This window comes from Streptomyces sp. SID13031 (assembly GCF_010548305.1).
Lineage (GTDB): Bacteria > Actinomycetota > Actinomycetes > Propionibacteriales > Kribbellaceae > Kribbella.
This window is the reverse complement of record NZ_JAAGLV010000023.1, coordinates 20,374-43,944: the sequence shown is the minus strand read 5'-3', so window position 1 is coordinate 43,944 and position 23,571 is coordinate 20,374. Positions and strand designations below refer to the sequence as shown.

Below are 23,571 nucleotides of genomic sequence, written 5' to 3'. Positions count from 1 at the left end.
GGGTCAAGGGTTAAGCGCTGGAGCGGATGATCAGGGGAGCGGTGACGAGGTGGCCGGGCTGGTCCGGGTCGCCGTTGATCTCCTGCAGCGCCCGGGTGAACAGGCACGCGGCGATGTCGCGCAACGGGATTCGCGCGGTCGTCAGCGGTGTGTCCAGCATGCTCGCGAACGGGAAGTCGTTGAACCCGGTCACCGCGACGTCCTGCCCGACCTTCACCCCGGCGCGCTGCAGCGAGCGCATCGCGACGACGGCGAACGCGTCGTTGTCGGCGACGAAAACATCCGGCCGATCAGCACCGTCGAGAGCGCTCTCCACGAAGCTCGCCACCGCGTCCAGTGAGCTGAACGACTGGATCGAATGCGGCGAGGTGAACTCCTGCAGGAACCCGTCCTGCCGCTGATGCACCCACGGCAGGCTGCTGTCGGTCGCCAGATAGGCAGCTCGGGTCCGTCCGGTACCGCGCACATGGCGAGCGATTCCCGCCATCGACTTCTCGTTGTCGACGTCCACCCAGCACTGCCGCTGGTCATGCCCAGTCCGCCCGAAGGCGACGAACGGGAAGCCTCGCGAGCTGAGGAACTCCAGCCGCGGATCGCGTGGCATCGTCTCCAGTACGACGATCGCGTCGACCTGCCGGGCCGCGATCAGCCGCTCGTAGAGCGCGATCTCGGTGGCGCCCTCGGTCGGCGTCGTCACATGGACGCCATAGCCGGCGACGGCCGCCGACTTCACCAGCCCGCCGAGCAGGCCGTGCAGGAATCCGCCCAGCCCCGGGTTCTGGTCGCTGAAGGTTTCGTCCTCGAGATAGAGCGGCAACCCGATCACCTGGCTGCGCCCCGACGACAACGCGCGAGCCGCGTGGTTCGGGGTGTAGCCGAGCTCGTCGATCGCGGCCTGCACGGTCCGTACGGTCGGGTCGCTGACCCGGTGCGGCGCATTGAGCACGTTGGACACTGTCATCGCCGAGACGCCGGCCAGCTTGGCCACGTCGGCCACGGTCGTCCGGCGTACCGGCCGCTTCTTCTCGCCTGCCATCGAGCCCCCCACGTCAACCATCAGATCTGCTCGACCCTGGCCAAACCACCGACCGGTACTTCGATCGGCCACAGCCCGGCGGGTGGCGTGGTCGTCGTCCGGGTCAGCTCCACGCCTGAGCAGTCAGACACTACGAGCTGAACGGGCCTGGCGCCCGCACCTTCGACGTACAGGCGTGGTTCGCTGCTGCCGTTGACGAGCAGTGTCACCGGCGACGGCGTGCTCAAACGCACCACAGGGTTGGCGAAAACGGCCACCACCTTCGTCGAAGCGCTTGCCGCGGCGACCTGGGTGTAGCGCGCATCCGGCCGCGAGGGAGTCAGCACGCCGTGCAGCAGCGCGTCCGCGTGCTCCTTCATGAACCCGAGCCAGAACCGCACCACCCGCTCGTGCTCCGGCGACAACTGCGCCAGCTCGACCGAGACCTGCGGCGTACTGAACAGCACCCCGATGAACTGCTGGGCGACGGCCTCGGCCGAGGCGCCCGGGTTCCACATCAGCATGTCCGAGTGCACCGCGCGACCACCGGCGAGTAAGCGACAGTCGACCGTGCGGACCCTGTTCTCGACCGCGTCCAGCGCGCAGTCGCCGGCTCGCAGGAACGTCCCGAACTGCCACAGCCGCGGGCTCACATAGCTCTGCCGGAACTCGATCAGCAGACTCGGCCGGAGCCGCCGCAGCTCGGCGCTGATCGCCGCGAAGACCAGCTCGACGCCCTCGTCGACCGTCGCGCAATCACCTTCCGGAGAAAGCGCCGGAGGAGCGCCGTCCCACGCCCAGGAGTCGATGAAGTCGAGCTTCAGCCCGTCCACCCCCCAATCCCGGACCGGCCGGATGCAGGCCTCGACGATGTGCTCGCGCACCTGCGGGTAGCGCGGATCGAGGATCGACGCGGTCAGGCCGTCGACGTACCCGAGGGTGTGGTCCTTGAACCGGTCCCACGCCTTCGAGTGCTCGCCGATCAGCGGCGGCGCGATCCACAGCACGTAGTCCAGCCCGGTCTCGTGCACGCGGCGAACGTGCTCGGCCATGTCGGGAAAGGTGCTGCTGGTCGGCTCCCAGTCGCCGCAGTGCGCATAGCCGCGCGCGGTGTCGTCGGTCTGCCAGCCGTCATCCACGATCACCGCGCGGCACCCGTACTCCGCGCTGTCGCGAGCATGGCTCTCCACGGATTCCGCGGAGACGTGCTGGTGGTCGCTGTACCAGGTCGAGTACATCGCTTCGTAGGCGAGCTCCGGCACCGGCGTGACCCGATCGCCGAGCTCGGCCGCCCAGGTGTCGGTGACCTCCTCCAGCGCCCGGGCGAAATGCAGGCCGCGCAGGTCGATCCGCAAGGTGAAGCGATGGACGCCGTCGACCGGCTCGACATCGTCGATCGCGAGCTGGAACAGCTGCTCCGCGCTCTCCTCGTTCACCCCGATCGCGAAGTCCCCGCCGCGCACGGACGACGACAGCGAGACGGTACAGGGGCTCGTGTCGTCGAGGTCGACAAAGGATGCGACGGGCGCGGAGCGCACCGACCGGATGTCGCGATGCGAACCCCAGTCGGTCGGCAGTGTGCGGTGGGTGCCCTGGATCGCCTGCCACAGCGTGGCCGCGGAATCGACCGGCCAGGTCCACCGGATCCGGACCGGCTCGGTGGCCAGGTCGGCGGCGATGATCTCGTACCGGAGCACGCCGGGCTCGTTGGTGGGGAGCTCGGTGACGGTCGTGGCCGCGGACACCGTGCCGGTCCGGCAGATGCCCGTGTCGGGGGAGCGGACCTCGAAGTGGGCTGCAGACATGATCACGACTATAGCGGTAAAACCGGTGGCCGGTAGATATTGACGAATGCGTTCTACGTGCCTAGTTTTAGCGCTAATATCCTTTCCCAGTGGAAGTAGGTCCCCGGATGTCCGATCTGACCGTGACGTCGGATCTCGGCTATGTCGAGGATGCCTTCGCCTGGGCCCGGAAACGCGCCCTGGACTGGGTCCAGACGGATGCCGCGGCGGGCAACCTGCCGTCGTACTGGGCCGGATACCCGTCCCGGCCGATGTTCTACTCGCGGGATGTCTGTCACCAGGCCGCGGGTGCGCACCTGCTCGGTCTGGACGCGGAGAACTTCGCGATGTTCCGGCATTTCGCCCGGTCGGCGACCGCTGAGCGCAAGTGGTATCCGCTCTGGGCGTTCCATTTCGACGGCAGCATCGCGGCCCTCGACTATCACGGTGACGAGCACTTCGTCCGGGAGATCCCCGCGGTGTTCGACCTGACCTACCGGGCGCTGCGCCAGTACGACTGGACCGGCGACGGCAACTGGCTCGACGATCCCGATCTGGCGGCGTACTACCGGCGCTCGGTCGGCGACTTCGTCCGGGCGCACGACCACGATGGCGACGGGATCCCGGAAGCACCGGGCACCGGTGACATCTTCGACGGCGCGGCCTCGTACAACGAGCACCCCGAGCGACCGCTGAACGTGGCGGCCGACGGGCTGGCCTTCCAGTACGGCGCCCTGGTCGAGCTGGCCAGGCACTACGGCGACGACTATCGCGCCAAAGCCGTCGGGATCCAGCGCGAATTCCTGACCTGGTGGGACGAGTCCAGCGGGAGTTACGCCCGCGGCCGGGTCAAAGACGGCAGCCTCGACATCGGCTGGGGGATCGAGACCAGTTGGCTCTCGACGATGACAGGGCTGGCCGGTTCCGGCGTACGGACCGAGCGGTTCCTGGACTTCATCGAGAAGTGGCTGGAGACCGATGCGCCACCCAACATCGAGTCGTTCAGCTATCTGCCCGAGGTGTTCTTCCGGCATGGTCGCGACGAGTCGGCCTGGCGGTGGTTGCGGCATCTGATCGACAGCCGCGACGACTATCCGGAGATCTCCTTCACCGTCGTCGAGCACCTGGTGGCAGGCCTGCTCGGCCTGGTGCCGAACGCCCCTGAGGCAAGCCTCACCATCGACTCCCATCTGCCGGCCGAGATCGGTTGGCTGACCGCCGACCACGTGCGGGTCGGCGAGTGGGACCTACGCATCGCCCAAGAAGGACGGCACGCGACCGAGCTCACCGTACACAGCGGACCGGGGCCGCTGACGGTGACGGTCGGCTCAGCCGGCACCTGGACCCTCGAGCCCGGCCAGACCGCCCGGGTCACCTCTCAGACGAAGGACCCCTCATGAAGCTCTTCACCCGCCGCCTGCTCCCGGTCGGGGCCGCGTTGGCTGCCCTCCTGCTCGCTGCCGGCTGTACGTCCAGCAGTTCGCCCGCCACCAACAACGCCGGCGGCGCCAACGAGAACGGCGACATCACTTTCTCCTTCTGGGGCACGAACTCCGAGGCCGCCTCGCTGAAGGCCATCGCGGCCGCGTTCGAGAAGGTCAACCCGGGCACCAAGGTGACCACGAACTGGATCCAGGCCGACTACGAGCAGAAGATCCAGACCTCGATCGCGGCCGGCACCCAGTCGACCGTGATGGAGATCAGCAACACCAGCCTGGCCGGGTTCGCGCCCAGCTTCGCCGAACAGCAGGTCGATGCCGGCAAGTTCGTCCAGCCGAACATCAGCGAGGCGCTGAAGTTCGACGGCAAGTACTACGCGACACCGTTCACCGCGAAGCCGAAGGTGATGGCGATCAACGTCGACGCCTTCAAGGCGGCCGGCCTGCCGTTGCCGAGTGCAACGACTCCACTGTCGCTGGAGGAGTTCAAGACGATCGTGGCCAAGCTGTCCCACGGAGAGGGCAAGACGCGGGTGTTCGGTACCAGCAACCTGTGGTTCAAGGGCTGGCTGACCGCCGCGGGTGGCGGGTTCTACAACGCGGATGCCACCAAGTGCACCTTCGGTGACACGCAGGGGCTGCAGACCGCGCAGTACATCGTGGACCTGCAGAAGGACAAGTACGCGCCGAACTCGCTCGACATCGAGGGTCAGGACCAGGCGCAGTGGTTCGCGGCCGGCCGGCTCGGCACCTTCAGCGACTTCGGGCCGTGGACGGTCGCCGACTTCGCCAAGATCAGCAAGCCGAACTGGACCCTCGTGCCGGTACCGGGCAAGGGGTTCCCGATGGAGGTCGGCGGGCTGGCGATCTCCAAGAAGGCGACCGGCAAGAAGGCCGAGACGGCGAAGAAGTTCGTCGAGTTCGCGAGCACCGACCCGGACGCGCAGAACCAGTTGATCCAGGGCAACACGGCGCTCGGCGTACCGATCGTCGCCGAGTCGACCGCGACGCTGGAGAAGGTACTGCCGGCCGATCGCAACCTGGCCGCCTTCACCACCGCGCTCAAGACGGGTCTGGTGAGCCCGTCAGTGCCGCGCGAGGGACAGATCTCCGGTGACGCCGACAAGGGCATCACCAGCTACACGCCGCTGGGCAGCGGCAAGGACGACGTCGCGAAGATCCTGCCCGGCCTCAACGACAAGTGCACCACCGCGTTGAAGCGGTGAGGTAGACCATGAACCCGACCATCGGCTGGATCCGCACCCTCGCGGAGTCCTGGGGTGTTCCCGCGGCGCTCGTTCCGCTGGTCCCGTTCTTGCTCCTGCTGATCGTCCTGTACGCCGTCATCGGGCTGGCGGCGTACGGGGCGCGGCGGAAGTGGCCGCGGGCGGACAAGACGATCGCGTTCTGGCTGTTCATCTCGCCCTGGCTGATCGGCTTCCTGCTCTTCACGGTCGGGCCGATGATCTCGTCGATCTTCGTCAGCCTGACCTCATGGGACCTGATCACGCCGCCGCGGTACGTGGGTCTCGCGAACTACACCGAGGCTTTCCAGGATCCGCGGGTCGCGCAGGCGATCAAGGTGACGCTGCTCTACGCGGTGATCTCGGTGCCGTTGCAGACCTTCCTGGCGTTCATGGTGGCGTTGCTGATGAATGTCGATCTGCCCGGGATCCGGTTCTTCCGGACGATCTGGTACCTGCCGTCGCTGGTGTCCGGGGTTGCTCAGATCGTCTTGTTCCTCTGGGTCTTCAACCCGCAGTACGGACTGGCCAACGACCTGCTCGCGAAGCTCGGAGTACAGGGTCCGGGATGGTTCAACGATGCGGCCTGGGCGTTGCCGACGGTGATCCTGATGAGCCTGTGGACCGTCGGCGGCGCGATGGTGATCTATCTGGCCGGTCTCAAGGACGTACCGCTGAATCTCTTTGAGGCGGCCGCACTGGATGGTGCCGGGCCGCTGCGGTTGTTCTGGCACGTGACGCTGCCGCAGTTGTCGCCGATCATCTTGTTCAACGCGCTGACCGGGATCATCGGCGCGCTGCAGATCTTCACTCAGGGTTTCGTCGCGAACGGCGGCCCGAAGGACTCGCTGCTGTTCTTCGTCTACTACCTCTACGACAACGCGTTCCAGAACTTCCGGATGGGGTATGCGTCCGCGCTCGCCTGGATCCTGTTCGTCATCATCTTGGCGCTGACCGCCGTCACACTGCGCGGAAGCGCCTTCGCCGTGTACTACGAAACCGAACTGGGCGGCCGCCGCCGGGTACGGGCCCGTCGTTCGGGGAGGAAGTGAGTCATGGCCACACTCGTCGACACCCGTCCACCGCTCGAGGTCGCCCGCCCGGTCCGCCGCGCCGACCGACCATACTGGCGTCGCAACCTACCGCTGACCATCTTGTTGTACGTCGTGCTGGCGCTGGGGTCGCTCGCCTTCGTCTACCCGTTCCTGTGGATGCTCGCCACCTCGTTGCGTTCACTGGCCGGGGTGGGCTCGTCGGGCGCGAGTATCTGGCCCCGCGAATTCCTCTGGGACAACTACACCCGGGCGATCACGTCGTTCCCGTTCTGGCGCTATGCGTTGAACTCGGTGCTGACGACCCTGATCCCGATCGTCGGCACGGTCTTGTCCTGCTCCCTGGCCGGCTTTGCCTTCGCCCGCCTGCGAGTTCGCTTCTCCGGCGCGATCTTCGGCGTCGTACTGGCGACGATGCTGCTGCCGGGGGAGGTGACGATGGTTCCCCAGTTCATGCTCTTCAACAACCTGGGCATGATCGACACCCTCTACCCACTGATCCTGCCGGCTTTCTTCGGATCGCCCTTCTACATCTTCCTGTTCCGCCAGTTCTTCTCCCGGATGCCCTCGGAACTCGCAGACGCGGCGGTCGTCGACGGTTGCGGCTGGTTCAAGATGTTCCTCCTCGTCTACCTCCCACTCGCGCGCCCGGCGGTGGTAGCCGTCTCGATCCTCCTGTTCATGGGCTACTGGAACAACTTCCTCGGCCCCGCCATCTACATCAACTCCGACCAGTGGAAGACGCTCCCACTAGCCCTGGCCGGCTTCCAGTCAGTCAACGGCACCGACACCCCGTTGCTAATGGCAACCTCAGTCCTCATCACCCTCCCGTGCCTGGCGATCTTCTTCTTCGCCCAAAAACAAATCACCAACGGAATCACCTTCTCCGGCGGCAAGTAGCCCTCACCCCCAGGTACTCCCCACGCCAGCCGCACGCTTGCTCCTTCGTCGCCCTTGAGGTGACCATGGGAGTGGCTGGCTGCATGGGCGGAGTACGGCGTGGCGCTTGGAGGGATGGTTGCTCACGTGGGCGAAGTACCGCACGAAGCCGGGCGCCGGGCGTAGCGCCGAACTCGTGGCCTGACTGGTGTGCGAGGCGGAGTCATAGCTCGTCGGGGACAAACGATTGATGGGTTCCGGCCTGGATCGCACTCCTGGATCCGCTCCGCAAACCCTTGCGCTGAAGGGGGTTTCGTCTCTAGCTTCGATCTACCGCCCGCCCACCTGAGGAGTCCCTGGTGAAACGTCGTATCGCTTTGCTGATCGCAGCTGCCGCCGCGTCGATCGGCGTACTGGTTCCGATCAGCTCCGCCACCGCCACCCCGATCTACAGCATCGGACCGTACGCCACGCAGGCGGACTGCAACGATGCCCGGACGATCACCCGCGACACGTTGGACCCGTGGTACCTCACCCAGTGCAACCACCGCACCGACGGCTGGTACTTCATGATGTCGGGCAGCTAGCGCGGCGGCGGATGAGTCGACCGGGGGCGTCCGCTGAACCCGCGTCAGAGGGGTTGACCCCTCAGACGGTGGGTTGCCCCCTGAGAATCTGGAGAGGCAACCCGCCAACTGGGGGGTTAACCCTCAACGGTGAGCGCGGCGCGTGAGGGGTGGGGAGTACGCGGACGGGGCTGGATAGCTGGCCGGCGTTTTGCAAGTTAGCGAGGTAGCTTGCGCGCCCGGGCTCTCCAGAGTCAGGGGCGGCCGCTGGCTGCAGCTCGTGCGGCCTGGATCTCCAAATAGTGGGGGTTGTGCATGATGCCGAGGATGTTGCCGAAGGGGTCGACGACGGAAGCGGTGGTGAAGTCGCTGTCGCTGTGGGAGGTGATGGGGGTGTACTCCTTGGCGCCCATCGCGAGGAGTTTCTCGAAGGTGGCGGGGAGGTCGTCCACGTGCCAGTGCATGACGGCGCCGCCGGGGGCGTTGGAGGCGCCGGGCGGGGCGTACTTGCGGTCGATGAAGCCGAGTTCGTCGGCGTCGTCGCCGATCCGGAACTCGAAGTACGCCGGCGGCGCGGGGGCGGGCGGGAACTGGAAGTACGCCTCCTGGCCGAGCAGTTCGGCGTACCAGTCGCGCGCGGCGGCGAGGTCGTCGGCGTAGAAGCTGATGGTGGCGAATCCTCGGAACATCGGGCACTCCCTGGGGCTTGATCTAGGTGGTTGTCCACCTCGTTGACACCAGCATGCACCCCAGAAGTGCTCACCAATTGAGCACTTTTATGAGGAGTTTCGGGGACGGCCGTCTTACTGCGCCGCGCGGGCCTGGTCGAAGGGGAGTCGATCGAAGATGATGCGGAGCTGGGTGATCTTGCCGTCGTGGATGGTGTGGAACTCGGCGCCGGGGGCGCTGGCGACCGGGCGGGTGCCGGTGGCGTACATGAGCAGCGCGGCCTTCTCGTCGCCGTACGAGCCGATCAGTTCGGAGCTGGTCAGGATCCGTGAGAACGGCTCCATGAAACCGCGGAACGCCTCGGCGCCCTCGATCCGGCCGGCCGGGGCGTGGCAGACGATGTCGTCGGCGATGTAGGTCATCGCCAGGTCGAAGTCATGAGTGGTCCAGGCCCGGTAGTAGGCGAGCGCGACGTCCAGTGGTGTTGTCATGACCAGGTAGACACCACTGGTCCCGCGATCGGAACGGTCCGGCTGGCACGATGTGCTGATGGGGGAGCAGACCTTCGAGGAGATCACCGCGCCGTACCTGCGCGAACTGCACCTGCATTGCTACCGGATGCTCGGTTCGACCACCGACGCGGACGACGTACTGCAGGAGGTGCTGCTCGCCGCCTGGCGCGGCCTGGACTCCTTCGCCGGCCGCTCGTCGCTGCGCACCTGGCTCTACAGGATCGCCACCAACCGCTGCCTGAACGCGATCCGCGACGGCAAACGCCGCCCGCGACCCGAGCCGCTGCCACCCTTCGACCCGCCCGCGCCGACGCGCCGCGGCGACGTCACCTGGCTCCAGCCGTACCCCGACGAGTTCCTGGACGATCTGATCGTCAAGCGCGAGCACATCGCGCTGGCCTTCATCACCGCACTCCAACGCATGCCCCCACGCCAGACAGCCGCCCTGATCCTGGTCGACGTACTGGACTTCCCGCTGAGCGAGGTTGCAGACCTCCTCGACACCACCCCGACCGCCATCAAAGGCGCCCTCCAGCGAGCCCGCGCCTCCCTGCACAGCCCGCCTCCACCCCGAGACGCCGAAACCGAACGAGCAGTCGCCAAACGCTTCGCCGAAGCCCTGGCAGCCGACGACATCGCCGCCGTCAAAGCGCTGCTCTCCAACGACGCCTGGCTGTCCATGCCCCCAGCCCCACACGAGTACTACGGCCCTGAGGCAATAGCCGCCTTCCTCCAAGCCAGCGCCGCCGCCCGCGCCGAGACCCTTCTCCTTGAGCCCATCGGCGAGAACCTCCACCCCGCCTTCACCTGCTACTTCGTCGGTGAGTCAGGTCGCCGGTACACGGGCTGTCTGGCGCTCACGGTCAGCGGCGACCGCATCAGCACCATCACCCGCTTCCTGGATCCCGTTTCCGCTATTCCGTTTGACCCCAGCCCGCGCCACTCCCGATGATCACGACATGCCCGAACCCGTCGACGCCCTGCTTCTCATCGACCTCCAGAAGGGCAGCATCGCCGCCGTACCCGAGTCAGCGCGACTGCTCGACCGAGCCGGCGACCTACTGGCAAAGGCACGAGCAGCCGGCGCACTGATCGTCCACGTCCAGAACGACGGCGCCTCCGGAACCGCCGATGAGCCAGGCGGACCAGGCTGGGACCTTCACTTCACCTTCGAGCCGGGCAACCACGAACAAGTCATCCGCAAACAACAGGACGATTCTTTCGCCGGCACCCCACTCACCGACCTGATCGCCACCCACCACATCCAGTCCCTGGCGCTCTGCGGCCTGATGTCCGAGATGTGCGTCAGCGCAACAGCCCGTACCGCGCTGGGTCGCGGCCTGCGCGTAGTACTCCCTCACGACGCCCACACCACCACCGGCATCCCCGCCACGGCAACCACCGCAGCCATCCCCGCCGAGACCGTCTCCCGAGTGGCCGAATGGGCCCTCGGCAACGAGCTGGAAAGAGTCGAGCACGCCGCCGAGGTCCGCTTCAGCAATTACTTGGTGTAGAGCGCCTCGACGTCTGCTTCGTGCTTCTTCATGACGATGTGGCGGCGGAGGGAGAGTTTGAGGGAGAGTTCGCCGTTTTCCTGGGTCCAGTCGGTTGGCAGGAGGGCGAACTTCTTGATGGCCTCGGCCTTGGAGACGGTCGCGTTGGCTTCGTCAATGGCCTTCTGGATCTCGGCGATCAGGTCTTTGTCGTCCACCAGGATCGACATGTCGTTCGGTTTGCCGTGTTTCGCGGCCCAAGCCGGGATCGTCTCCGGGTCGATCGTGACGAGGGCGGCGATGAAGGGTTTGCCGTCGCCGACGACCATGCATTGGCTGACCAGCGGGTGCAGGCGGATCCGGTCCTCCAGTACTGCGGGGGCCACGTTCTTGCCGCCCGCCGTGACCAGGATCTCCTTCTTCCGGCCGGTGATCTTGACGAACCCGTCGGCGTCGAACTCGCCGATGTCACCGGTGTGGAACCAGCCGTCGGCGTCGATCGCCGCGGCCGTCGCCTCGTCGTTCTTCCAGTAGCCGAGCATGACCTGGCCGCCCTTGAAGCAGAGCTCGCCGTCATCGGCGACCCCCACTGTCACACCAGGCAGCGGCTTGCCGACCGTGCCGATGCGGATGTCGCCGGGCAGGTTCACGGCCAGGGCGGCCGTGGTCTCGGTCAGGCCGTAGCCCTCCAGTACCGGTACGCCGATACCGCGGAAGAAGTGTCCGAGGCGGTCGCCCAGCGGCGCTCCACCCGAGACGGCGTAGTCGACGTTGCCGCCGAGCACGTTGCGCAGCTTGCCGTAGACGAGCTTGTCGTACAGGGCGTGTTTGGCCTTCAGCCCGAAGCCCGCACCGCCCTTGTCCAGCGCCTGCGAGTAGGCGATCGCCGTGTCGGCGGCGGCGTCGAAGATCTTGCCCTTGCCGCCCGCGTGCGCGGTCTGCGAGGCGGTGTTGAACACCTTCTCGAACACCCGTGGAACGCTGAGGATGAAGGTCGGTTTGAACGACCCGAGGTCCGCGACCAGGTTCTTCACGTCGGCGGTGTGCGCGACCTTGACCCGCATCATCACGCAGCCGACCTGGATGATCCGGGCGAACACGTGCGCCAGCGGCAGGAACAGCAGCGTGGATGCGCCGGTCAGCCGGAACAGATCGGGGAGGATCTTCGTCGCGGTGCCGAGCTCGTCCATGAAGTTGGCGTGGCTGAGCTTGCAGCCCTTGGGCCGGCCGGTCGTACCGGAGGTGTAGATCAGCGTCGAGAGATCACCGGGGACGATCGCCGTCCGCCGCTTGTCCAGCTCGGCGTCGGAGATCTCCTGCCCGAGGACCGTGAGCTGGTCGACGGCGGCCGCCTCGATCTGCCAGACCTCCTGCAGCGCGGGCGCCTCGGCCCGGGCGGATTCGACGACGGCGCCGTGCGCGGCGTTCTCGACGATCGCCACGACGGCCTCGGAGTCGGTCAGGATCCACTGGATCTGTGACGCCGACGAGGTCTCGTAGATCGGCACGGTGGCCGCGCCGATGCTCCAGATCGCGTAGTCGATCAGCGTCCACTCGTACCGCGTGGCGCTCAGCAGGGCGACCCGGTCGCCGTGCTTGACGCCGGCCGCGATCAGGCCCTTCGCCACCCCGCCCACCTGGTGGGCGAACTCGGCCGCGGTGATATCGAGCCAGCCGCCGCCCTCGACCCGGCGGCTGAACACCGCGGTGTCAGGATGGGAGGACGCGTTCGCCCAGACGGGATCGCTCAGGCCGCCGATCGTCGGCGGCTCGATCACAGTAGGGGTGGTGTACTCGCGCATCCGCGTCTCCTCAGTCAGTCACGCTGTGTCAGTCAAGACAGGGTCGACTCCGGCGCACGCTACAGTCACCTACCCGCAAGTAGCCAGATTAATGTGACCCACAGGACACAGACCCCAGGACTAACGCATGCCGGCGCTCGACATCAGTTGCGACGACTTGGTCGTTGCAGATCCAGCCTACGTCGCCCAGCGGCTCTGTGAGGACACCCTCTGGCGCGAGTGGTGGCCCGATCTGACCCTGACCCCGTCGGAGCGGCGCGGCATCGAGGGCGTCAGGTGGGCGGTCACCGGAGCAGCGATCGGTACTGCGGAGTGGTGGCTCGAGCAGGTCCGCGACGGAGTCGTCGTGCACTGGTACCTGCGGGTGGATCCCCGCCGGGCGGCCGGTCCACGCCGGTTGCGCCGGCTCCGGGAGCGGTACGTCGCGCAGTACCGGGAGCACATCTGGCGGCTGAAGGACGAACTCGAAAACGGCCGCGCCGCGGGCGAGGGCGGGCCGGGCGCCGAACCCGCGATAGTCTCTCGCGTGGAGAACCCGTCCCGGCAGCGAAGAGGTGAATCGATGGCAGAGCAGACCACCTCGACCATCGTCGTGAACGCGACCCCGAAGGCGATCATGGCGGTGATCGCGGACTTCGAGGCGTATCCGGAATGGGCCGACTCGATGCGGGAGACCCAGGTGCTGTCCACCGACGAGGCGGGCCGGCCGAAACAGGTCCGGTTCAAGGTGGACGCCGGCGCGATCTCCGACGAGTACACGCTGGACTACGTCTGGTCCCGCAACGAGGTCAACTGGACCCTCGTCCAGGCCAAGATGGTCAAGGGGATGGACGGCTCCTACGTACTGCGTGACCTGGGCGACCAGGGCACCGAGGTGACGTACCGGCTGGCCGTCGACGTGGCGATCCCGATGATCGGCCTGCTCAAGCGCAAGGCCGAGAAGGTCATCATCGACACAGCCCTGAAGGGGCTCAAGAAGCGCGTCGAGTCCTGATCAAGTGACTCGGGTTCTGCTGTACACAGGTAAAGGCGGCGTGGGGAAGACCACCTCAGCCGCTGGTACCGCCACGCTCGCTGCCTTGCGCGGGCTGCGCACCTTGGTGCTGTCCACCGATGCCGCGCACTCCCTGTCGGACGCGTTCGACAGCGAGGCCGGCGGTGAGCCGACCGAGGTCGACGACCTGCTGTTCGTGCAGCAGATCGACGCGCAGCGCCGGTTCGAGCGGTCCTGGGGTGACATCCAGGCGTACCTGCGCTCGGTGCTGAGTGTGATCGGCGTCGACCCGATCGAGGCCGAGGAGCTGACCGTGCTGCCGGGCGCGGTGGAGGTGCTCGCGCTGCTCGAGGTGCGCGACCACGTCCGGTCCGGCCGCTGGGACGTGATCGTCGTCGACTGTGCGCCGACCGCCGAGACGCTGCGGCTGCTCGCGCTGCCGGAGGCACTCAGCTGGTACATGGATCGCATCTTCAACGCCGAGCGCAAGGTCATCCGCACCTTCCGGCCGTTGCTCAGCAAGGCGTCCGGGCTGCCGATGCCCGATGACACCGTCTTCGACGCGTTGCGCCGCCTGCAGCGCGACCTGGCCGACATCCGCACACTGCTGACCGGCCCGGACGCTTCAGTACGACTTGTACTGACCCCCGAAGCCGTCGTGGTCGCCGAGGCTCGCCGCTCGCTCACGACTCTGTCTCTGTACGGCTACCGCGTGGACGGCGTCATCGCGAACCGGGTCTTCCCGGCCGCCGGCGCCGACAACTGGCGACGCCAATGGGTCGCCGCCCAGCGGGGGATCCTCGACGATGTCGCCGACTCGTTCCGCCCGCTGCCGATCTGGGAGTCGCCGTACCGCGCCTGCGAGCCGGTCGGCGTCGAGGAGCTCGCGGCGTTCGCGGTCGAGATGTACGGCAAGGACGACCCGTTCAGCCGGGCCACCGACGAGACCTCGCTGTGGGTGGATCGGCATATCGACACCGACGGCCGCACCTACACGCTGACCATGCCGCTGCCGCTCGCATCGGCGAACGACCTGGAGCTGGCCCGGCACGGTGACGAGCTGATCATCACGGTCGGCTCGTACCGGCGAGTGATCCCGTTGCCGGCCGCGCTGGCGCGTGGCGTCGTCGCCGGCGCCAGGCTGGACGACGGCCGCCTGCAGGTGCGCTTCGCGCCGCGCGAGCCGTTGCCGCGGGCTGCTGAGCTGCCGCCGGTGAACGGTTCGGCGGACTCGGTCGAGGGCCTGGCACAGGAGATCCGCGAGCAGATGAGCCAGTTCGACAGTGAGCCGACGGCGATCTCGGAGGGCACCAGATGAGCAGGGAGCCCGTGGGGTCGGTCGCGGAGGAGGCGGCGAAGCTCTTCGCAGTGCTCCAGCAGGCAGCCCGGCACGACGAGCCCCGCCCGGCTCCGGCGGCCGACGAGGCGCCGGACCACGCAGTACGGGAGCAGGACGCAGTACCGGAGCAGGACGCGGTACCGGAGGACAGCGAGCCAGTAGACGCTGCAGCGGAAGACGCTGGACCGCACGAGCACGGTACTGCGCGCAGCGGCGGGCCCGAGTGCCAGTGGTGCCCGGTCTGCCAGCTGATCGCGAAGGTGCGGACCACCAGCCCGGAGACGATCGAGCAACTGTCGACGGCGGCGGCCGGCGTACTGGGATCGGTACGGTCGCTGCTGGAAGCTGCCGCGGAAGCCGCGCGGCAGGCCCGGGAGGACGCAGAGTCGCGGACCGCCAAGGCACAGGAACCCGAACAGCCGGCCCGGTCCCGGGTGGACCGGATCGACGTGAGTGAGGACCCCGAACCATGGGATTGAGCATCGGCATCGACGTCGGCGGGACCAAGATCGCCGCAGGCGTCGTCGACGCGGACGGCACGATCATCGCGCGCACGCACCGCGACACCCCGGCCGAGTCGGTGGACGCGACGGCGCAGGCGATCATCGACGCCGCCGCCGAGCTGATCAAGGACCACGAGATCGAGGCGGTCGGGATCGGCGCTGCCGGATTCGTCTCGTCGGACCGTTCGACCGTGCTGTTCGCGCCGAACCTGGCCTGGCGGGACGAGCCGCTCGGCGCGCGGGTGGCCGACGCGCTCAAGATCCCTGTGGTGGTGGAGAACGACGCCAACGCGGCCGCTTGGGGCGAGTTCGCCTTCGGCGCCGCGAAGAACGTCGAGCACATGGTCTGCCTGACCGTCGGCACCGGGATCGGTGGCGGCGTGGTGATCGAGGGCGAGCTGCTGCGCGGCGCGCACGGGGTTGCGGCCGAGCTCGGGCACATGCGGGTAGTGCCGGGTGGGCATCGGTGTGGTTGTGGTGCTCGTGGGTGCTGGGAGCAGTACGCGTCGGGGCGCGCGCTGGTCCGTGAGGGGCGTGCGCAGGCCGAGTCTGGTTCGCTGGCGGCGGCGCAGATGCTGAGCGTTTGCGGGATCACGGATCCGGCCGAGCTGGATGGGCCGATGATCACTCACGCCGCGGCGTCGGGAGACCCGTGCGCCGTTGAGCTGCTGGACGACCTCGGCCGCTGGCTGGGCGAGGGGCTGGCCAGTATCGCGACGCTGTTCGATCCGAGCACGATCGTGATCGGTGGCGGCGTGAGCGCGGCCAAGGAGCTGCTGCTGAAGTCGGCTCAGGTCGCCTTCGAGAAGAACCTGCCGGCCAAGGCGAACCGGCCGCACCCGGCCTTCGGCCTGGCCGAGCTGGGCAACGACGCCGGCCTGATCGGCGCCGCCGACCTCGCCCGCAAGCCTGCCCCGGCACCGGAGAAGCAGCGTTGAGCAGGGTCGGTTCAACTGCAGTGAGTAGGCTTTCAAAGGAATCCGGGGGATTCACCAGGAGGGTCGTGACATGGCTCTGACGCAGGCGTTGACGATCGGGATCGACATCGGTGGCACCAAGGTGGCTGCCGGGGTGGTTGACCCGGAGGGCAACATCCTGGACCGGGTACGCCGGGACACACCCACCAAGGACCCACGCGAGACCGAGGACGCGATCGCCGAGATCGTGCACGACCTCGAGTCGCGGCACGACGTGATCGCGGTTGGGATCGGCGCGGCCGGCTTCGTGGACGGCACCCGCTCGTCCGTCCTGTTCGCACCGCACCTGGCCTGGCGGCACGAGCCGCTGCGCGACGCCGTCGAGCGCCGCCTCGGGCTGCCCGTGGTGGTCGAGAACGACGCGAACGCGGCCGCCTGGTCGGAGTGGCGGTTCGGCGGCGGGCAGGGCGAGAGCCATCTGGTCTGCGTCACGCTCGGTACCGGTATCGGCGGCGCGATCCTCAACGACGGCGCCCTGCAGCGCGGCAAGTTCGGTATCGCCGGCGAGTTCGGGCACATGCAGGTCGTACCGGGTGGGCATCGTTGCGAGTGCGGCAACCGTGGCTGCTGGGAGCAATACGCGTCGGGCAACTCGCTGACCCGCGAGGCCCGTGAGCTGGCGCTGTCCGGTTCGCCGGTGGCGCACAACCTGTTGCGCGCGGCCGATGGCGATCCGCGCAAGATCAACGGGCCGATGGTCACCAGGCTGGCCAAGGACGGCGATCCAGTTGCGATCGAGCTCCTGGAGGATGTCGGCCGCTGGCTCGGGATCGGCCTGGCCAACCTGGCCGCCGCGCTCGACCCGGGCACCTTCGTGATCGGTGGGGGTGTGTCGGACGCGGGGGAGTTGCTGCTCGCTCCGGCACGTGAGGCGTTCAAGCGCACGTTGACCGGTCGCGGGTTCCGGCCCGAGGCGCGGATCGTGCGCGCAGTACTGGGCCCTGAAGCCGGCATGGTCGGTGCGGCTGACTTGGCTCGCGAAGAGGCGACCTGGTTGCGTCGAGTGCGGGTCAAGACGACTGCCGTGACGGCGAAGACGGCCGCTGCGCGCAGTGGGCGGTCCACCCGGTTGGAGCGGGCCGCGCGCAAGTCGGTCGGCCGGCGTACAGGGATGCGGACGGCCGAGACTCCGCTGAAGGAACCGGCGTCCGCCGAGCTGAACGGCGACACCGAGGCATGAACGACGGCCCGTCGATGCGGGTGCTGTCGTACAACGTGCACCGCTGGGGGGATGACCGCGAAGCGCTGGCTCGCGTCGTCCGGGCGTGCGCGCCAGACGTAATGCTCGTCCAGGAAGCACCGACCTGGTGGGGGACGCGACGCAAACGCGAGGCGATGGCGGCGACGTTCGGACTCCGGTACGTCGCCGCATCGGCGCGCAACGCGATCTTGGTTGCCAAGGGCACCGAGGTCGTGGATCCCTTGCACTGGAGGGTCTGGCGGCCGTTCGTCCGCCGTCGCTTCCGGTTCATCGCGACCCAGCTAGCCGGTGGATCGGTCGGCGGCCGGACGTCCCTTGGCGGGGTCGAGTTGGCGTTGGTGGTCTGCCATCTCGGGCTGCACATCCGCGGCCGGCAGCACGAGCTGGAGCAGGTGCTGCGCGGCTGCAAGTCGTTCAACCTGCCCTACCTGCTGGTCGGCGACCTCAACGAGGAGCCGGGCGGCCCGGTCTGGGATCGCCTTGCGGCAGAGGGTTTGACGGACCTCGGCGTCGACGCCGGCCCGACGTTCCACTCGGACAATCCAGTCAAGCGCATCGATGGCGCCCACTTGTCACCCGGCCTGGCCGGCCGGGTGATCCCCCTGGATTCGATCGAGGGAGTCACCCGGGCGGACCTGGTGGCGGGGTCAGATCACTTGCCGATGCTGGTCGAGCTCAACCTGCCCTGAACTCGCTCAGCGGGTCGGCCATCACGTCACGCCAGCGATCGCCGTGCCCGTGGGCCTGCAGCCGGTAGTAGATCGTCTCGCGACGATCCGGCCCGGTGTTGCCACCGATGTTGTGGCCGAGCAGATAGTGCGCGAACAGCACGCTCCCTGCGGTCCCGAAGGTCTGGATCTGCTCACCGAGCTCGATCTTCGGGTACGGCGCGCCAGTCGTGTCCTTGTTCAACTCGGCCAGGGCGTCGGCGCCGTGCTCGGCCAGGTACTCGCCGAACCGCAGGTGCGTGCCCGGCCAGACGTGCAGGTTGCCCTGGTATTCCCCCAGTTGATCGCTCAGCCAGACGCCGGCCAGCACCGAGAACGTGTACGGCGAACCATCCTCCTGCAGCGAAGCCACTCCGTCGACGTGAGGTGCTCCGGGCCGGTGCGACCAGGACGGGATCGTCGTCGCGACCTGAGCAAAGTCCGGGTCGTCCACGCCGAGCTCCGGTCGTACCAGCTCGGCCGCGAGCGGCGCGACCGTCTCCCGGTAGAAGTCGAGCAACGGATGCGGTCCGTCCTCGAATCTCGGCCAGACGAAATGGAAGCCGACGTGCCCGGGCTCTGGTGGGCTCTTCTCCAGCTCCACCGCGACCAGCGCCCGGCCGGTCGCGAGCTGCTCCTCGGTGAGTACCCCGGGAACCACCACAAAGCCCTGCTCGCGGAACGTCGTACGCATCGTCGCGGTAATCGTCATGCCCCGCAGTGGACCAGCCGCCGACTGCGGTGAGCAACTGATTAAACCCTTTGTGTGCAGGGGAAAGCGTCGGGCAGGATGGCAGCATGAGCGATGCGAAGCGGCCGGTGGCCTTGGTGACCGGAGTAGGCCGACGGGCCGGTATCGGCGCCGGGCTCGCCGAGCGGCTGGCGGCGACGGGGTGGGACATCGCCTTCACCTACCTCAGCCGGTATGACGACGACAAGCCGTGGGGCCCCGACCTCGAGGCGCGCGACGAGATCACCACGCTGCTGCAGAAGGAGGGTGCCCGGGTCTTCTCGGTCGAGGCCGACTTCGAGGACGTCGAGGCGCCGGCCGCGGTCTTCCGTGCGACCGGCGAGGCGCTGGGATCCGTTCAGGCGCTGGTGATGTCGCACTGCGAGCAGGACGACAGCGGCATCCGCAACACCTCGATCGAGAGCTTCGACCGGCACTTCGCCGTCAACACCCGGGGTTCGTGGCTGTTGATCAAAGCGTTCGCCGAGCAGTACTCCGCGCCGTTCGGCGACGGCCGGATCATCGCGCTGACCAGCGACCACACCGTGGGCAACCTGCCGTACGGCGCGAGCAAGGGCGCCCTCGACCGGATCACCCTGGCCGCGGCGAGCGAGCTGAGCGACCTCGGCATCACCGCGAACGCGATCAACCCCGGCCCGATCGACACCGGCTGGATGGCCCAGGACGTAGTCGACCTCTTCGCCACCCAAAACCCCCTCAAGCGCCCGGGCCAGCCCCGAGACACCGCCAACCTGGTCGCCTTCCTCTGCTCACCAGAAGGCGGCTGGATCAACGGCCAACTACTGAAAAGCAACGGCGGTTGGGGGGAGTGAGCCGCAACGGCGGCTGGCGCAACTAGTCCTACTTCTTTTTGCGGTTCAAGAAGGCCAGCATCGCTTCTTGGGCTGCGGGGGAGCCGAAGAGGGACGCGGAGAGCTCGGCCAGCTCGGTGCCTCGGGCATCGATATCCGCGAGCAGTTCGCGGTTGAGCAACTTCTTCGACTCGCGCAGGCCTTGTGGTGCGCCCTTGAGTAGCGACTTGAGGGTCAGGTCGAGGGCGTAGTCGACCTCTGCGTCGGGGACCGACTGGGTGACCAGGCCGAGCTTTGCTGCCTCGACGCCGCCGAAGCTGTCGCCGGTGAGGAAGGTGAGTGAGGCGGCGCGGTCCGTCAGGCGGGGGATCACCGTCAACGAGATCGTCGCGGCCGCCAGCCCGAGCCGTACTTCGGTCAGCGCGAAGGTCGAACTGTGACCCGCGATGCTGATGTCCGCGGCGGCCACCATGCCGATCCCACCGGCCCGCACCGGCCCGGCCACCCGCGCGACGACGGGTTTGGAGTTCGCCACGATTGCGCGCTGGACGTCGACCATCCGCTGCGCCCCGACACCCATCCCGACGGAAGTCGCCTCGGACAGATCGGCGCCCGAACAGAACACTTCCAGCGCCGACCGGATCACGATCACCCGGACAGCGTCGTCTCGGTCGGACGTCTCCAGGTGAGCCAGCAGTTCGCTGGTGAGCTGCTGAGAGAGCGCGTTCTTGTTGTGCGGCGAATCCAGCGTGATCGTCGCGACGCCATCACCAACACCCAGGTGCACGAGTTCCGTCATGCCCACATCCTGCCTTGCCAGGCCGGTCAGGCCATCACAGACCGCGGTTCGAGGAAGCTTTCGAGGCCAAAGGTGCCGTATTCCCGCCCGATGCCCGACTGCTTGAACCCTCCGAACGGGGACAGCGGTTCATATCCACCGTTGATCGCCACTCTGCCCGCCTCGAGCCGTGACGCGATGCGATGGGCTCGTGCGGCATCCGACGAGAACACATAGGCATGGAGGCCGTAGTCCGTGTCGTTGGCGATCTCAACGGCATCATCCTCGTCGCGATAGGTGAGGATCGAAAGTACCGGTCCGAAGATTTCCTCGCGGGCGATCGTCATGTCGTTGGTGACGTCGGCGAACAGTGTCGGTCGGACGAAATAGCCGTCCGCAAGTCCCTCGGGGCGGCCGGGTCCGCCGGCGACGATCCGCGCACCTTCCTCGACACCGCGGCGGATGTAGCTCTGGACCCGCTCCCACTGCTGTTCGCTCACCATCGGACCGATGGCGGTTGCCGGGTCGCGCGGATCGCCGGCTGGGAAGTCAGCCATCTTCGCCGTGGCGATGGCGAGTATCTCGTCCAGCCGGCTCTCCGGGACGAGGATGCGGGTTCCGGCGACGCACGCCTGGCTGCTGTTGGCGAACCCGGCCATCAGCGCGCCGGTGACGGCTTCCTCGAGATCGGCGTCGTCGAGAATGATCGACGGAGACTTGCCGCCGAGTTCGAGGGTCAGGCTCTTCAAGGTCTCGGCTGCCTCCCGAAAGATGATCCTGCCGACCGCGGTCGAGCCGGTGAAGGAAATCTTGGCGACGTCCTCGTGACGGGTGATCGCGCTCCCGACGACATCGCCGCGGCCCGTCACGATATTGAAGACACCCCGGGGCAGTCCGGCCTCGTGGAGTGCCTGGGTGATGGCCTGGGTTTGCGTCGCGCTCAGCTCGCTGGGCTTGATGACGACGGTGCAGCCTGCTGCCAAAGCGGTCGCGAGCTTGTCACTGATGAAGAACGGATCGGAATTCCACGGTGTGATCAGGCCGGCGACGCCGACCGGCACCATCTCCACGGATGCTCTGCCGATCTGCCGGGTGAAGTCGAAAGCTTCCAAGGTGGTGATCATGTCGGCGAACGCACTGACGGTCGAATCGACCATGTACGAGTTGCGCACCGGCGCGCCGTACTCCAGCAGGAGCGATTCCAGAATTTCGTTCCTCCGCGCGGCGACCGCGGCCTGAAGCCGGCGCAGCGCGTCGATCCGCTCTTCCTTCGAGGTCGCGGACCACGCCGGCAGCGCCCGCTTCGCCGCTGCGATTGCCGCCTCTGTGTCCACCTCGTCGGCGAGCCGGACCTGCCCGATCACTTTCCCAGTGGCGGGATTGAACAGATCGGCGAGTTCGGTGCCGTGCGGGGTGACGAACTCACCGTCGATGTAGATCTTGTCGATCACGTTCTCTTGCATGATGGTCTCCTGGACTGGTGTCTGATCACTGAATGGCTGTCCGCAGTTCCTCGTCGTCGAAGACGATCTCGACCAGCGGGCTGCGCGCGAGCCAGTCGACGAGGTTCTGGCGCCGGCTGACCCGCGCCGCGATGTCGGGCCGGCTCTGCAGATCGAGGACCGCAGTGATCACTCGCCGTCGGGTCGGCTCGTCGACCGGTACCGCGGTCGCGGGCAGGTCGGCCGTGACCCCGTGCTTGAGATGCACGATGAACCGTGGATGGGCGCGCAGGTTCGCGTACCAGTTGCGGGGTCCGGGCGTGCCGGTCAGATACCAGCGACCCCCGACGCGGTGGAACCAGATCTCGATGCGCCGCGGGCTGCCGCTGCGCGCGCCCAGCGTGGTGATGTCGATCGTGTATGCGGCCATAGCGGAGTCCGGCCCGATGTCGAGGGCGCGGACGACGGCGTCGTCCACGGTCATAGTCGGGTCTGCCGCTCGTTGAGGGCCAATTCGTCCTTCATGACCCGCCTCCTGCTTCGTGGTGATGGTCCCGGAATCAGTGGTACTTTCCGGTATCTCCAGCAAAGCAACGCGGCGGGTGCCGGGCCAGCAAGATCCTCTCGCGTGCTGACACGATCCTTTTGCAGGTGGCTTCAGGGCAGCGCCGGGGTAGCTCCGTCGCGCAGGCGTACTGCGTCGATGCTGGGTGGGGCGCCGAACTGGCGCCGGTACTCCCGGCTGAACTGGGACGCATTGTCGTAGCCGACGAGATGGCCGACGCCGGTGACGTCGTTCGGACGGTTCGCCAGCAGCAACCTCGCCGCCTGCAGCCGGATGTGCTTCTGGAACTGGATCGGGGTCATCGCCGTGACCGTATGGAAGTTGCGGTGGAAGGCGGAGACGCTCATTCCCGACAGTTCGGCGACTTCCTCGACCCGGAACGGCCGGGCGTAGTTCTCCCGGATCCACCGCACCGCACGCCTGATGTGCGTCAGGCTGCTGTCGGCCAGGCCGAGTTGGCGTACGACGTCGCCTTGTTCCCCGGTCATCAACCGCCAGAGGATCTCGCGCTTGATCAGCGGTACCAGTGCTGTCCGGTCCCGGGCCCGGTCGAGTAGGCGCAGCAGTCGCACGACAGCGTCGAGTAATTCGTCCGGGGCGTCACTGACCACGATTCCCGGCTGCACGGTGCCGGCGGACCGTGGTAGATCCCCCGGCCCGGCCTGCAGCAGCAGGTCAGCGATGGCGGCGGATTCCAGGGTCATCCCGAAAGCGAGCGACGGATGGCCCGGGGTGGCATCGACGACGTGCCCCGTCATCGGGAGGTCGACCGAGGCGACGAGGTACTGACCAGCGCCGTACTCGTACACCCGGTCCCCAAGTGCCAGACGTTTGCTCCCCTGAGCGACCACCGCCAGCACCGTGCCGGACGTCGAGGACACCGGCGAACCGGTGCGGTCGACCTTGCAGATCCGGACGCCGTCGATTCTCGTGCTCAAATCGGGGCACGCGTGCCGTTCCAGCAGTTCGCGAAGCTCGCCCAGTGACATGTCATCAGTGCAGCACGAAACTCGCGGCGACCGCCCGTCACGAGAGGATCGTGCAAGAAGTCGAGAGTTTCGTGATAGC

General features: G+C 67.4%; 24 protein-coding genes. 14 read left to right on the top strand and 10 right to left on the bottom strand.

Annotation, left to right across the window (positions count from 1 at the left end):
- Positions 1-10: 10 nt before the first annotated feature.
- Entirely contained in the window at positions 11-1,057 is a 1,047-nt protein-coding gene (locus G3I17_RS34180) for a LacI family DNA-binding transcriptional regulator (RefSeq protein WP_164602501.1), read from the bottom strand.
- On the bottom strand, positions 1,057-2,820 hold the full coding sequence (locus G3I17_RS34175) for a glycoside hydrolase family 36 protein (RefSeq protein WP_164602499.1): 1,764 nt from the start codon (positions 2,818-2,820) through the stop codon (positions 1,057-1,059). Before G3I17_RS34175 ends, G3I17_RS34180 begins: the two co-directional genes overlap by 1 nt.
- 107 nt (positions 2,821-2,927) lie before the next feature.
- On the opposite strand from G3I17_RS34175, the gene G3I17_RS34170 reads away from it, so the two are divergent.
- The 5 genes from G3I17_RS34170 to G3I17_RS34150 all read left to right on the top strand — a co-directional run bounded on the left by G3I17_RS34170 (position 2,928) and on the right by G3I17_RS34150 (position 8,000).
- Positions 2,928-4,199: a hypothetical protein gene (locus tag G3I17_RS34170; RefSeq protein ID WP_164602496.1), complete on the top strand. Its 1,272-nt coding sequence runs from the start codon at positions 2,928-2,930 to the stop codon at positions 4,197-4,199.
- Positions 4,196-5,464 (top strand): extracellular solute-binding protein, encoded by a 1,269-nt coding sequence (locus G3I17_RS34165; RefSeq protein ID WP_164602494.1) that lies wholly within the window; start codon positions 4,196-4,198, stop codon positions 5,462-5,464. The genes G3I17_RS34170 and G3I17_RS34165 overlap by 4 nt, the downstream gene beginning before the upstream one ends.
- Before the next feature lie 8 nt (positions 5,465-5,472).
- Positions 5,473-6,534 carry a sugar ABC transporter permease gene (locus G3I17_RS34160; RefSeq protein ID WP_164602492.1) on the top strand — a complete coding sequence of 354 codons (1,062 nt, stop codon included), beginning with the start codon at positions 5,473-5,475 and terminating at the stop codon, positions 6,532-6,534.
- A gap of 3 nt (positions 6,535-6,537) precedes the next feature.
- Positions 6,538-7,434 carry a carbohydrate ABC transporter permease gene (locus G3I17_RS34155; RefSeq protein ID WP_164602490.1) on the top strand — a complete coding sequence of 299 codons (897 nt, stop codon included), beginning with the start codon at positions 6,538-6,540 and terminating at the stop codon, positions 7,432-7,434.
- 338 nt (positions 7,435-7,772) lie between these two features.
- Positions 7,773-8,000, top strand: a complete 228-nt coding sequence (locus G3I17_RS34150; protein WP_164602488.1) for a hypothetical protein — start codon at positions 7,773-7,775, stop codon at positions 7,998-8,000.
- Between the two features lie 233 nt (positions 8,001-8,233).
- On the opposite strand, the gene G3I17_RS34145 is transcribed toward G3I17_RS34150, so the two are convergent.
- Positions 8,234-8,668, bottom strand: a complete 435-nt coding sequence (locus tag G3I17_RS34145) for a VOC family protein (protein WP_164602486.1) — start codon at positions 8,666-8,668, stop codon at positions 8,234-8,236.
- A 114-nt stretch (positions 8,669-8,782) separates the two neighbouring features.
- Positions 8,783-9,139, bottom strand: coding sequence for a nuclear transport factor 2 family protein (locus G3I17_RS34140; protein WP_164602484.1), 357 nt, complete (start codon positions 9,137-9,139; stop codon positions 8,783-8,785).
- A 58-nt stretch (positions 9,140-9,197) separates the two neighbouring features.
- Here G3I17_RS34140 and G3I17_RS34135 point away from each other — a divergent pair, with 58 nt between their 5' ends.
- Together G3I17_RS34135 and G3I17_RS34130 are read left to right on the top strand one after the other, a co-directional pair.
- The gene (locus tag G3I17_RS34135) at positions 9,198-10,112 is read left to right on the top strand and encodes an RNA polymerase subunit sigma-70 (RefSeq protein ID WP_164602481.1); all 915 of its coding nucleotides are present in this window, start codon (positions 9,198-9,200) and stop codon (positions 10,110-10,112) included.
- 7 nt (positions 10,113-10,119) lie between these two features.
- On the top strand, positions 10,120-10,674 hold the full coding sequence (locus G3I17_RS34130; protein WP_164602479.1) for an isochorismatase family protein: 555 nt from the start codon (positions 10,120-10,122) through the stop codon (positions 10,672-10,674).
- Here the strand turns inward: G3I17_RS34130 and G3I17_RS34125 are convergent.
- Positions 10,662-12,455, bottom strand: a complete 1,794-nt coding sequence (locus G3I17_RS34125; protein ID WP_164602477.1) for an AMP-dependent synthetase/ligase — start codon at positions 12,453-12,455, stop codon at positions 10,662-10,664. The genes G3I17_RS34130 and G3I17_RS34125 overlap by 13 nt on opposite strands.
- A gap of 562 nt (positions 12,456-13,017) precedes the next feature.
- Between G3I17_RS34125 and G3I17_RS34120 the strand changes: the two genes are divergently transcribed.
- The 6 genes from G3I17_RS34120 to G3I17_RS34095 all read left to right on the top strand — a co-directional run bounded on the left by G3I17_RS34120 (position 13,018) and on the right by G3I17_RS34095 (position 18,158).
- Complete coding sequence (locus tag G3I17_RS34120) at positions 13,018-13,449, top strand: SRPBCC family protein (protein WP_164602650.1); 432 nt, start codon at positions 13,018-13,020, stop codon at positions 13,447-13,449.
- Positions 13,450-13,453: 4 nt separating this feature from the next.
- Entirely contained in the window at positions 13,454-14,767 is a 1,314-nt protein-coding gene (locus G3I17_RS34115; protein WP_164602475.1) for an ArsA family ATPase, read from the top strand.
- Positions 14,764-15,267, top strand: a complete 504-nt coding sequence (locus G3I17_RS34110) for a hypothetical protein (RefSeq protein WP_164602466.1) — start codon at positions 14,764-14,766, stop codon at positions 15,265-15,267. Before G3I17_RS34115 ends, G3I17_RS34110 begins: the two co-directional genes overlap by 4 nt.
- Positions 15,258-16,229 (top strand): ROK family glucokinase, encoded by a 972-nt coding sequence (locus G3I17_RS34105; RefSeq protein ID WP_164602464.1) that lies wholly within the window; start codon positions 15,258-15,260, stop codon positions 16,227-16,229. Before G3I17_RS34110 ends, G3I17_RS34105 begins: the two co-directional genes overlap by 10 nt.
- A 70-nt stretch (positions 16,230-16,299) precedes the next feature.
- On the top strand, positions 16,300-17,448 hold the full coding sequence (locus G3I17_RS34100; protein WP_164602455.1) for an ROK family glucokinase: 1,149 nt from the start codon (positions 16,300-16,302) through the stop codon (positions 17,446-17,448).
- A complete protein-coding gene (locus G3I17_RS34095; RefSeq protein WP_164602446.1) occupies positions 17,445-18,158 on the top strand; it encodes an endonuclease/exonuclease/phosphatase family protein in 714 nt (237 codons plus the stop codon). The genes G3I17_RS34100 and G3I17_RS34095 overlap by 4 nt, the downstream gene beginning before the upstream one ends.
- Here the strand turns inward: G3I17_RS34095 and G3I17_RS34090 are convergent.
- Positions 18,145-18,888 (bottom strand): phytanoyl-CoA dioxygenase family protein, encoded by a 744-nt coding sequence (locus G3I17_RS34090; RefSeq protein WP_164602444.1) that lies wholly within the window; start codon positions 18,886-18,888, stop codon positions 18,145-18,147. The two genes, G3I17_RS34095 and G3I17_RS34090, sit on opposite strands and share 14 nt — an antisense overlap.
- Positions 18,889-18,974: 86 nt before the next feature.
- Here G3I17_RS34090 and G3I17_RS34085 point away from each other — a divergent pair, with 86 nt between their 5' ends.
- Positions 18,975-19,739: an SDR family oxidoreductase gene (locus tag G3I17_RS34085; protein WP_164602442.1), complete on the top strand. Its 765-nt coding sequence runs from the start codon at positions 18,975-18,977 to the stop codon at positions 19,737-19,739.
- Between the two features lie 28 nt (positions 19,740-19,767).
- Here the strand turns inward: G3I17_RS34085 and G3I17_RS34080 are convergent, their stop codons facing one another.
- From G3I17_RS34080 to G3I17_RS34065, 4 genes are all read right to left on the bottom strand, one after another.
- Positions 19,768-20,517 (bottom strand): enoyl-CoA hydratase-related protein, encoded by a 750-nt coding sequence (locus G3I17_RS34080; RefSeq protein WP_203591151.1) that lies wholly within the window; start codon positions 20,515-20,517, stop codon positions 19,768-19,770.
- A 26-nt stretch (positions 20,518-20,543) separates the two neighbouring features.
- Positions 20,544-21,959, bottom strand: coding sequence for an aldehyde dehydrogenase family protein (locus tag G3I17_RS34075; RefSeq protein ID WP_164602438.1), 1,416 nt, complete (start codon positions 21,957-21,959; stop codon positions 20,544-20,546).
- Positions 21,960-21,984: 25 nt separating this feature from the next.
- Complete coding sequence (locus G3I17_RS34070; protein ID WP_164602436.1) at positions 21,985-22,422, bottom strand: nitroreductase/quinone reductase family protein; 438 nt, start codon at positions 22,420-22,422, stop codon at positions 21,985-21,987.
- Positions 22,423-22,595: 173 nt separating this feature from the next.
- Positions 22,596-23,492 (bottom strand): AraC family transcriptional regulator, encoded by an 897-nt coding sequence (locus G3I17_RS34065; RefSeq protein ID WP_164602434.1) that lies wholly within the window; start codon positions 23,490-23,492, stop codon positions 22,596-22,598.
- Positions 23,493-23,571 lie beyond the last annotated feature (79 nt).

What these genes read in the sequence shown, in the direction of transcription:
- G3I17_RS34145 (WP_164602486.1), bottom strand. Translation starts at nt 8,668, where the DNA reads ATGTTCCGAGGATTCGCCACCATCAGCTTCTACGCCGACGACCTCGCC.
- G3I17_RS34070 (WP_164602436.1), bottom strand. Translation starts at nt 22,422, where the DNA reads ATGACCGTGGACGACGCCGTCGTCCGCGCCCTCGACATCGGGCCGGAC.
- G3I17_RS34090 (WP_164602444.1), bottom strand. Translation starts at nt 18,888, where the DNA reads ATGACGATTACCGCGACGATGCGTACGACGTTCCGCGAGCAGGGCTTT.
- G3I17_RS34180 (WP_164602501.1), bottom strand. Translation starts at nt 1,057, where the DNA reads ATGGTTGACGTGGGGGGCTCGATGGCAGGCGAGAAGAAGCGGCCGGTA.
- G3I17_RS34160 (WP_164602492.1), top strand. Translation starts at nt 5,473, where the DNA reads ATGAACCCGACCATCGGCTGGATCCGCACCCTCGCGGAGTCCTGGGGT.
- G3I17_RS34110 (WP_164602466.1), top strand. Translation starts at nt 14,764, where the DNA reads ATGAGCAGGGAGCCCGTGGGGTCGGTCGCGGAGGAGGCGGCGAAGCTC.
- G3I17_RS34155 (WP_164602490.1), top strand. Translation starts at nt 6,538, where the DNA reads ATGGCCACACTCGTCGACACCCGTCCACCGCTCGAGGTCGCCCGCCCG.
- G3I17_RS34080 (WP_203591151.1), bottom strand. Translation starts at nt 20,517, where the DNA reads ATGACGGAACTCGTGCACCTGGGTGTTGGTGATGGCGTCGCGACGATC.
- G3I17_RS34170 (WP_164602496.1), top strand. Translation starts at nt 2,928, where the DNA reads ATGTCCGATCTGACCGTGACGTCGGATCTCGGCTATGTCGAGGATGCC.
- G3I17_RS34140 (WP_164602484.1), bottom strand. Translation starts at nt 9,139, where the DNA reads ATGACAACACCACTGGACGTCGCGCTCGCCTACTACCGGGCCTGGACC.
- G3I17_RS34105 (WP_164602464.1), top strand. Translation starts at nt 15,258, where the DNA reads ATGGGATTGAGCATCGGCATCGACGTCGGCGGGACCAAGATCGCCGCA.
- G3I17_RS34095 (WP_164602446.1), top strand. Translation starts at nt 17,445, where the DNA reads ATGAACGACGGCCCGTCGATGCGGGTGCTGTCGTACAACGTGCACCGC.
- G3I17_RS34120 (WP_164602650.1), top strand. Translation starts at nt 13,018, where the DNA reads ATGGCAGAGCAGACCACCTCGACCATCGTCGTGAACGCGACCCCGAAG.
- G3I17_RS34075 (WP_164602438.1), bottom strand. Translation starts at nt 21,959, where the DNA reads ATGCAAGAGAACGTGATCGACAAGATCTACATCGACGGTGAGTTCGTC.
- G3I17_RS34100 (WP_164602455.1), top strand. Translation starts at nt 16,300, where the DNA reads ATGGCTCTGACGCAGGCGTTGACGATCGGGATCGACATCGGTGGCACC.
- G3I17_RS34130 (WP_164602479.1), top strand. Translation starts at nt 10,120, where the DNA reads ATGCCCGAACCCGTCGACGCCCTGCTTCTCATCGACCTCCAGAAGGGC.
- G3I17_RS34125 (WP_164602477.1), bottom strand. Translation starts at nt 12,455, where the DNA reads ATGCGCGAGTACACCACCCCTACTGTGATCGAGCCGCCGACGATCGGC.
- G3I17_RS34085 (WP_164602442.1), top strand. Translation starts at nt 18,975, where the DNA reads ATGAGCGATGCGAAGCGGCCGGTGGCCTTGGTGACCGGAGTAGGCCGA.
- G3I17_RS34135 (WP_164602481.1), top strand. Translation starts at nt 9,198, where the DNA reads ATGGGGGAGCAGACCTTCGAGGAGATCACCGCGCCGTACCTGCGCGAA.
- G3I17_RS34175 (WP_164602499.1), bottom strand. Translation starts at nt 2,820, where the DNA reads ATGTCTGCAGCCCACTTCGAGGTCCGCTCCCCCGACACGGGCATCTGC.
- G3I17_RS34165 (WP_164602494.1), top strand. Translation starts at nt 4,196, where the DNA reads ATGAAGCTCTTCACCCGCCGCCTGCTCCCGGTCGGGGCCGCGTTGGCT.
- G3I17_RS34065 (WP_164602434.1), bottom strand. Translation starts at nt 23,492, where the DNA reads ATGTCACTGGGCGAGCTTCGCGAACTGCTGGAACGGCACGCGTGCCCC.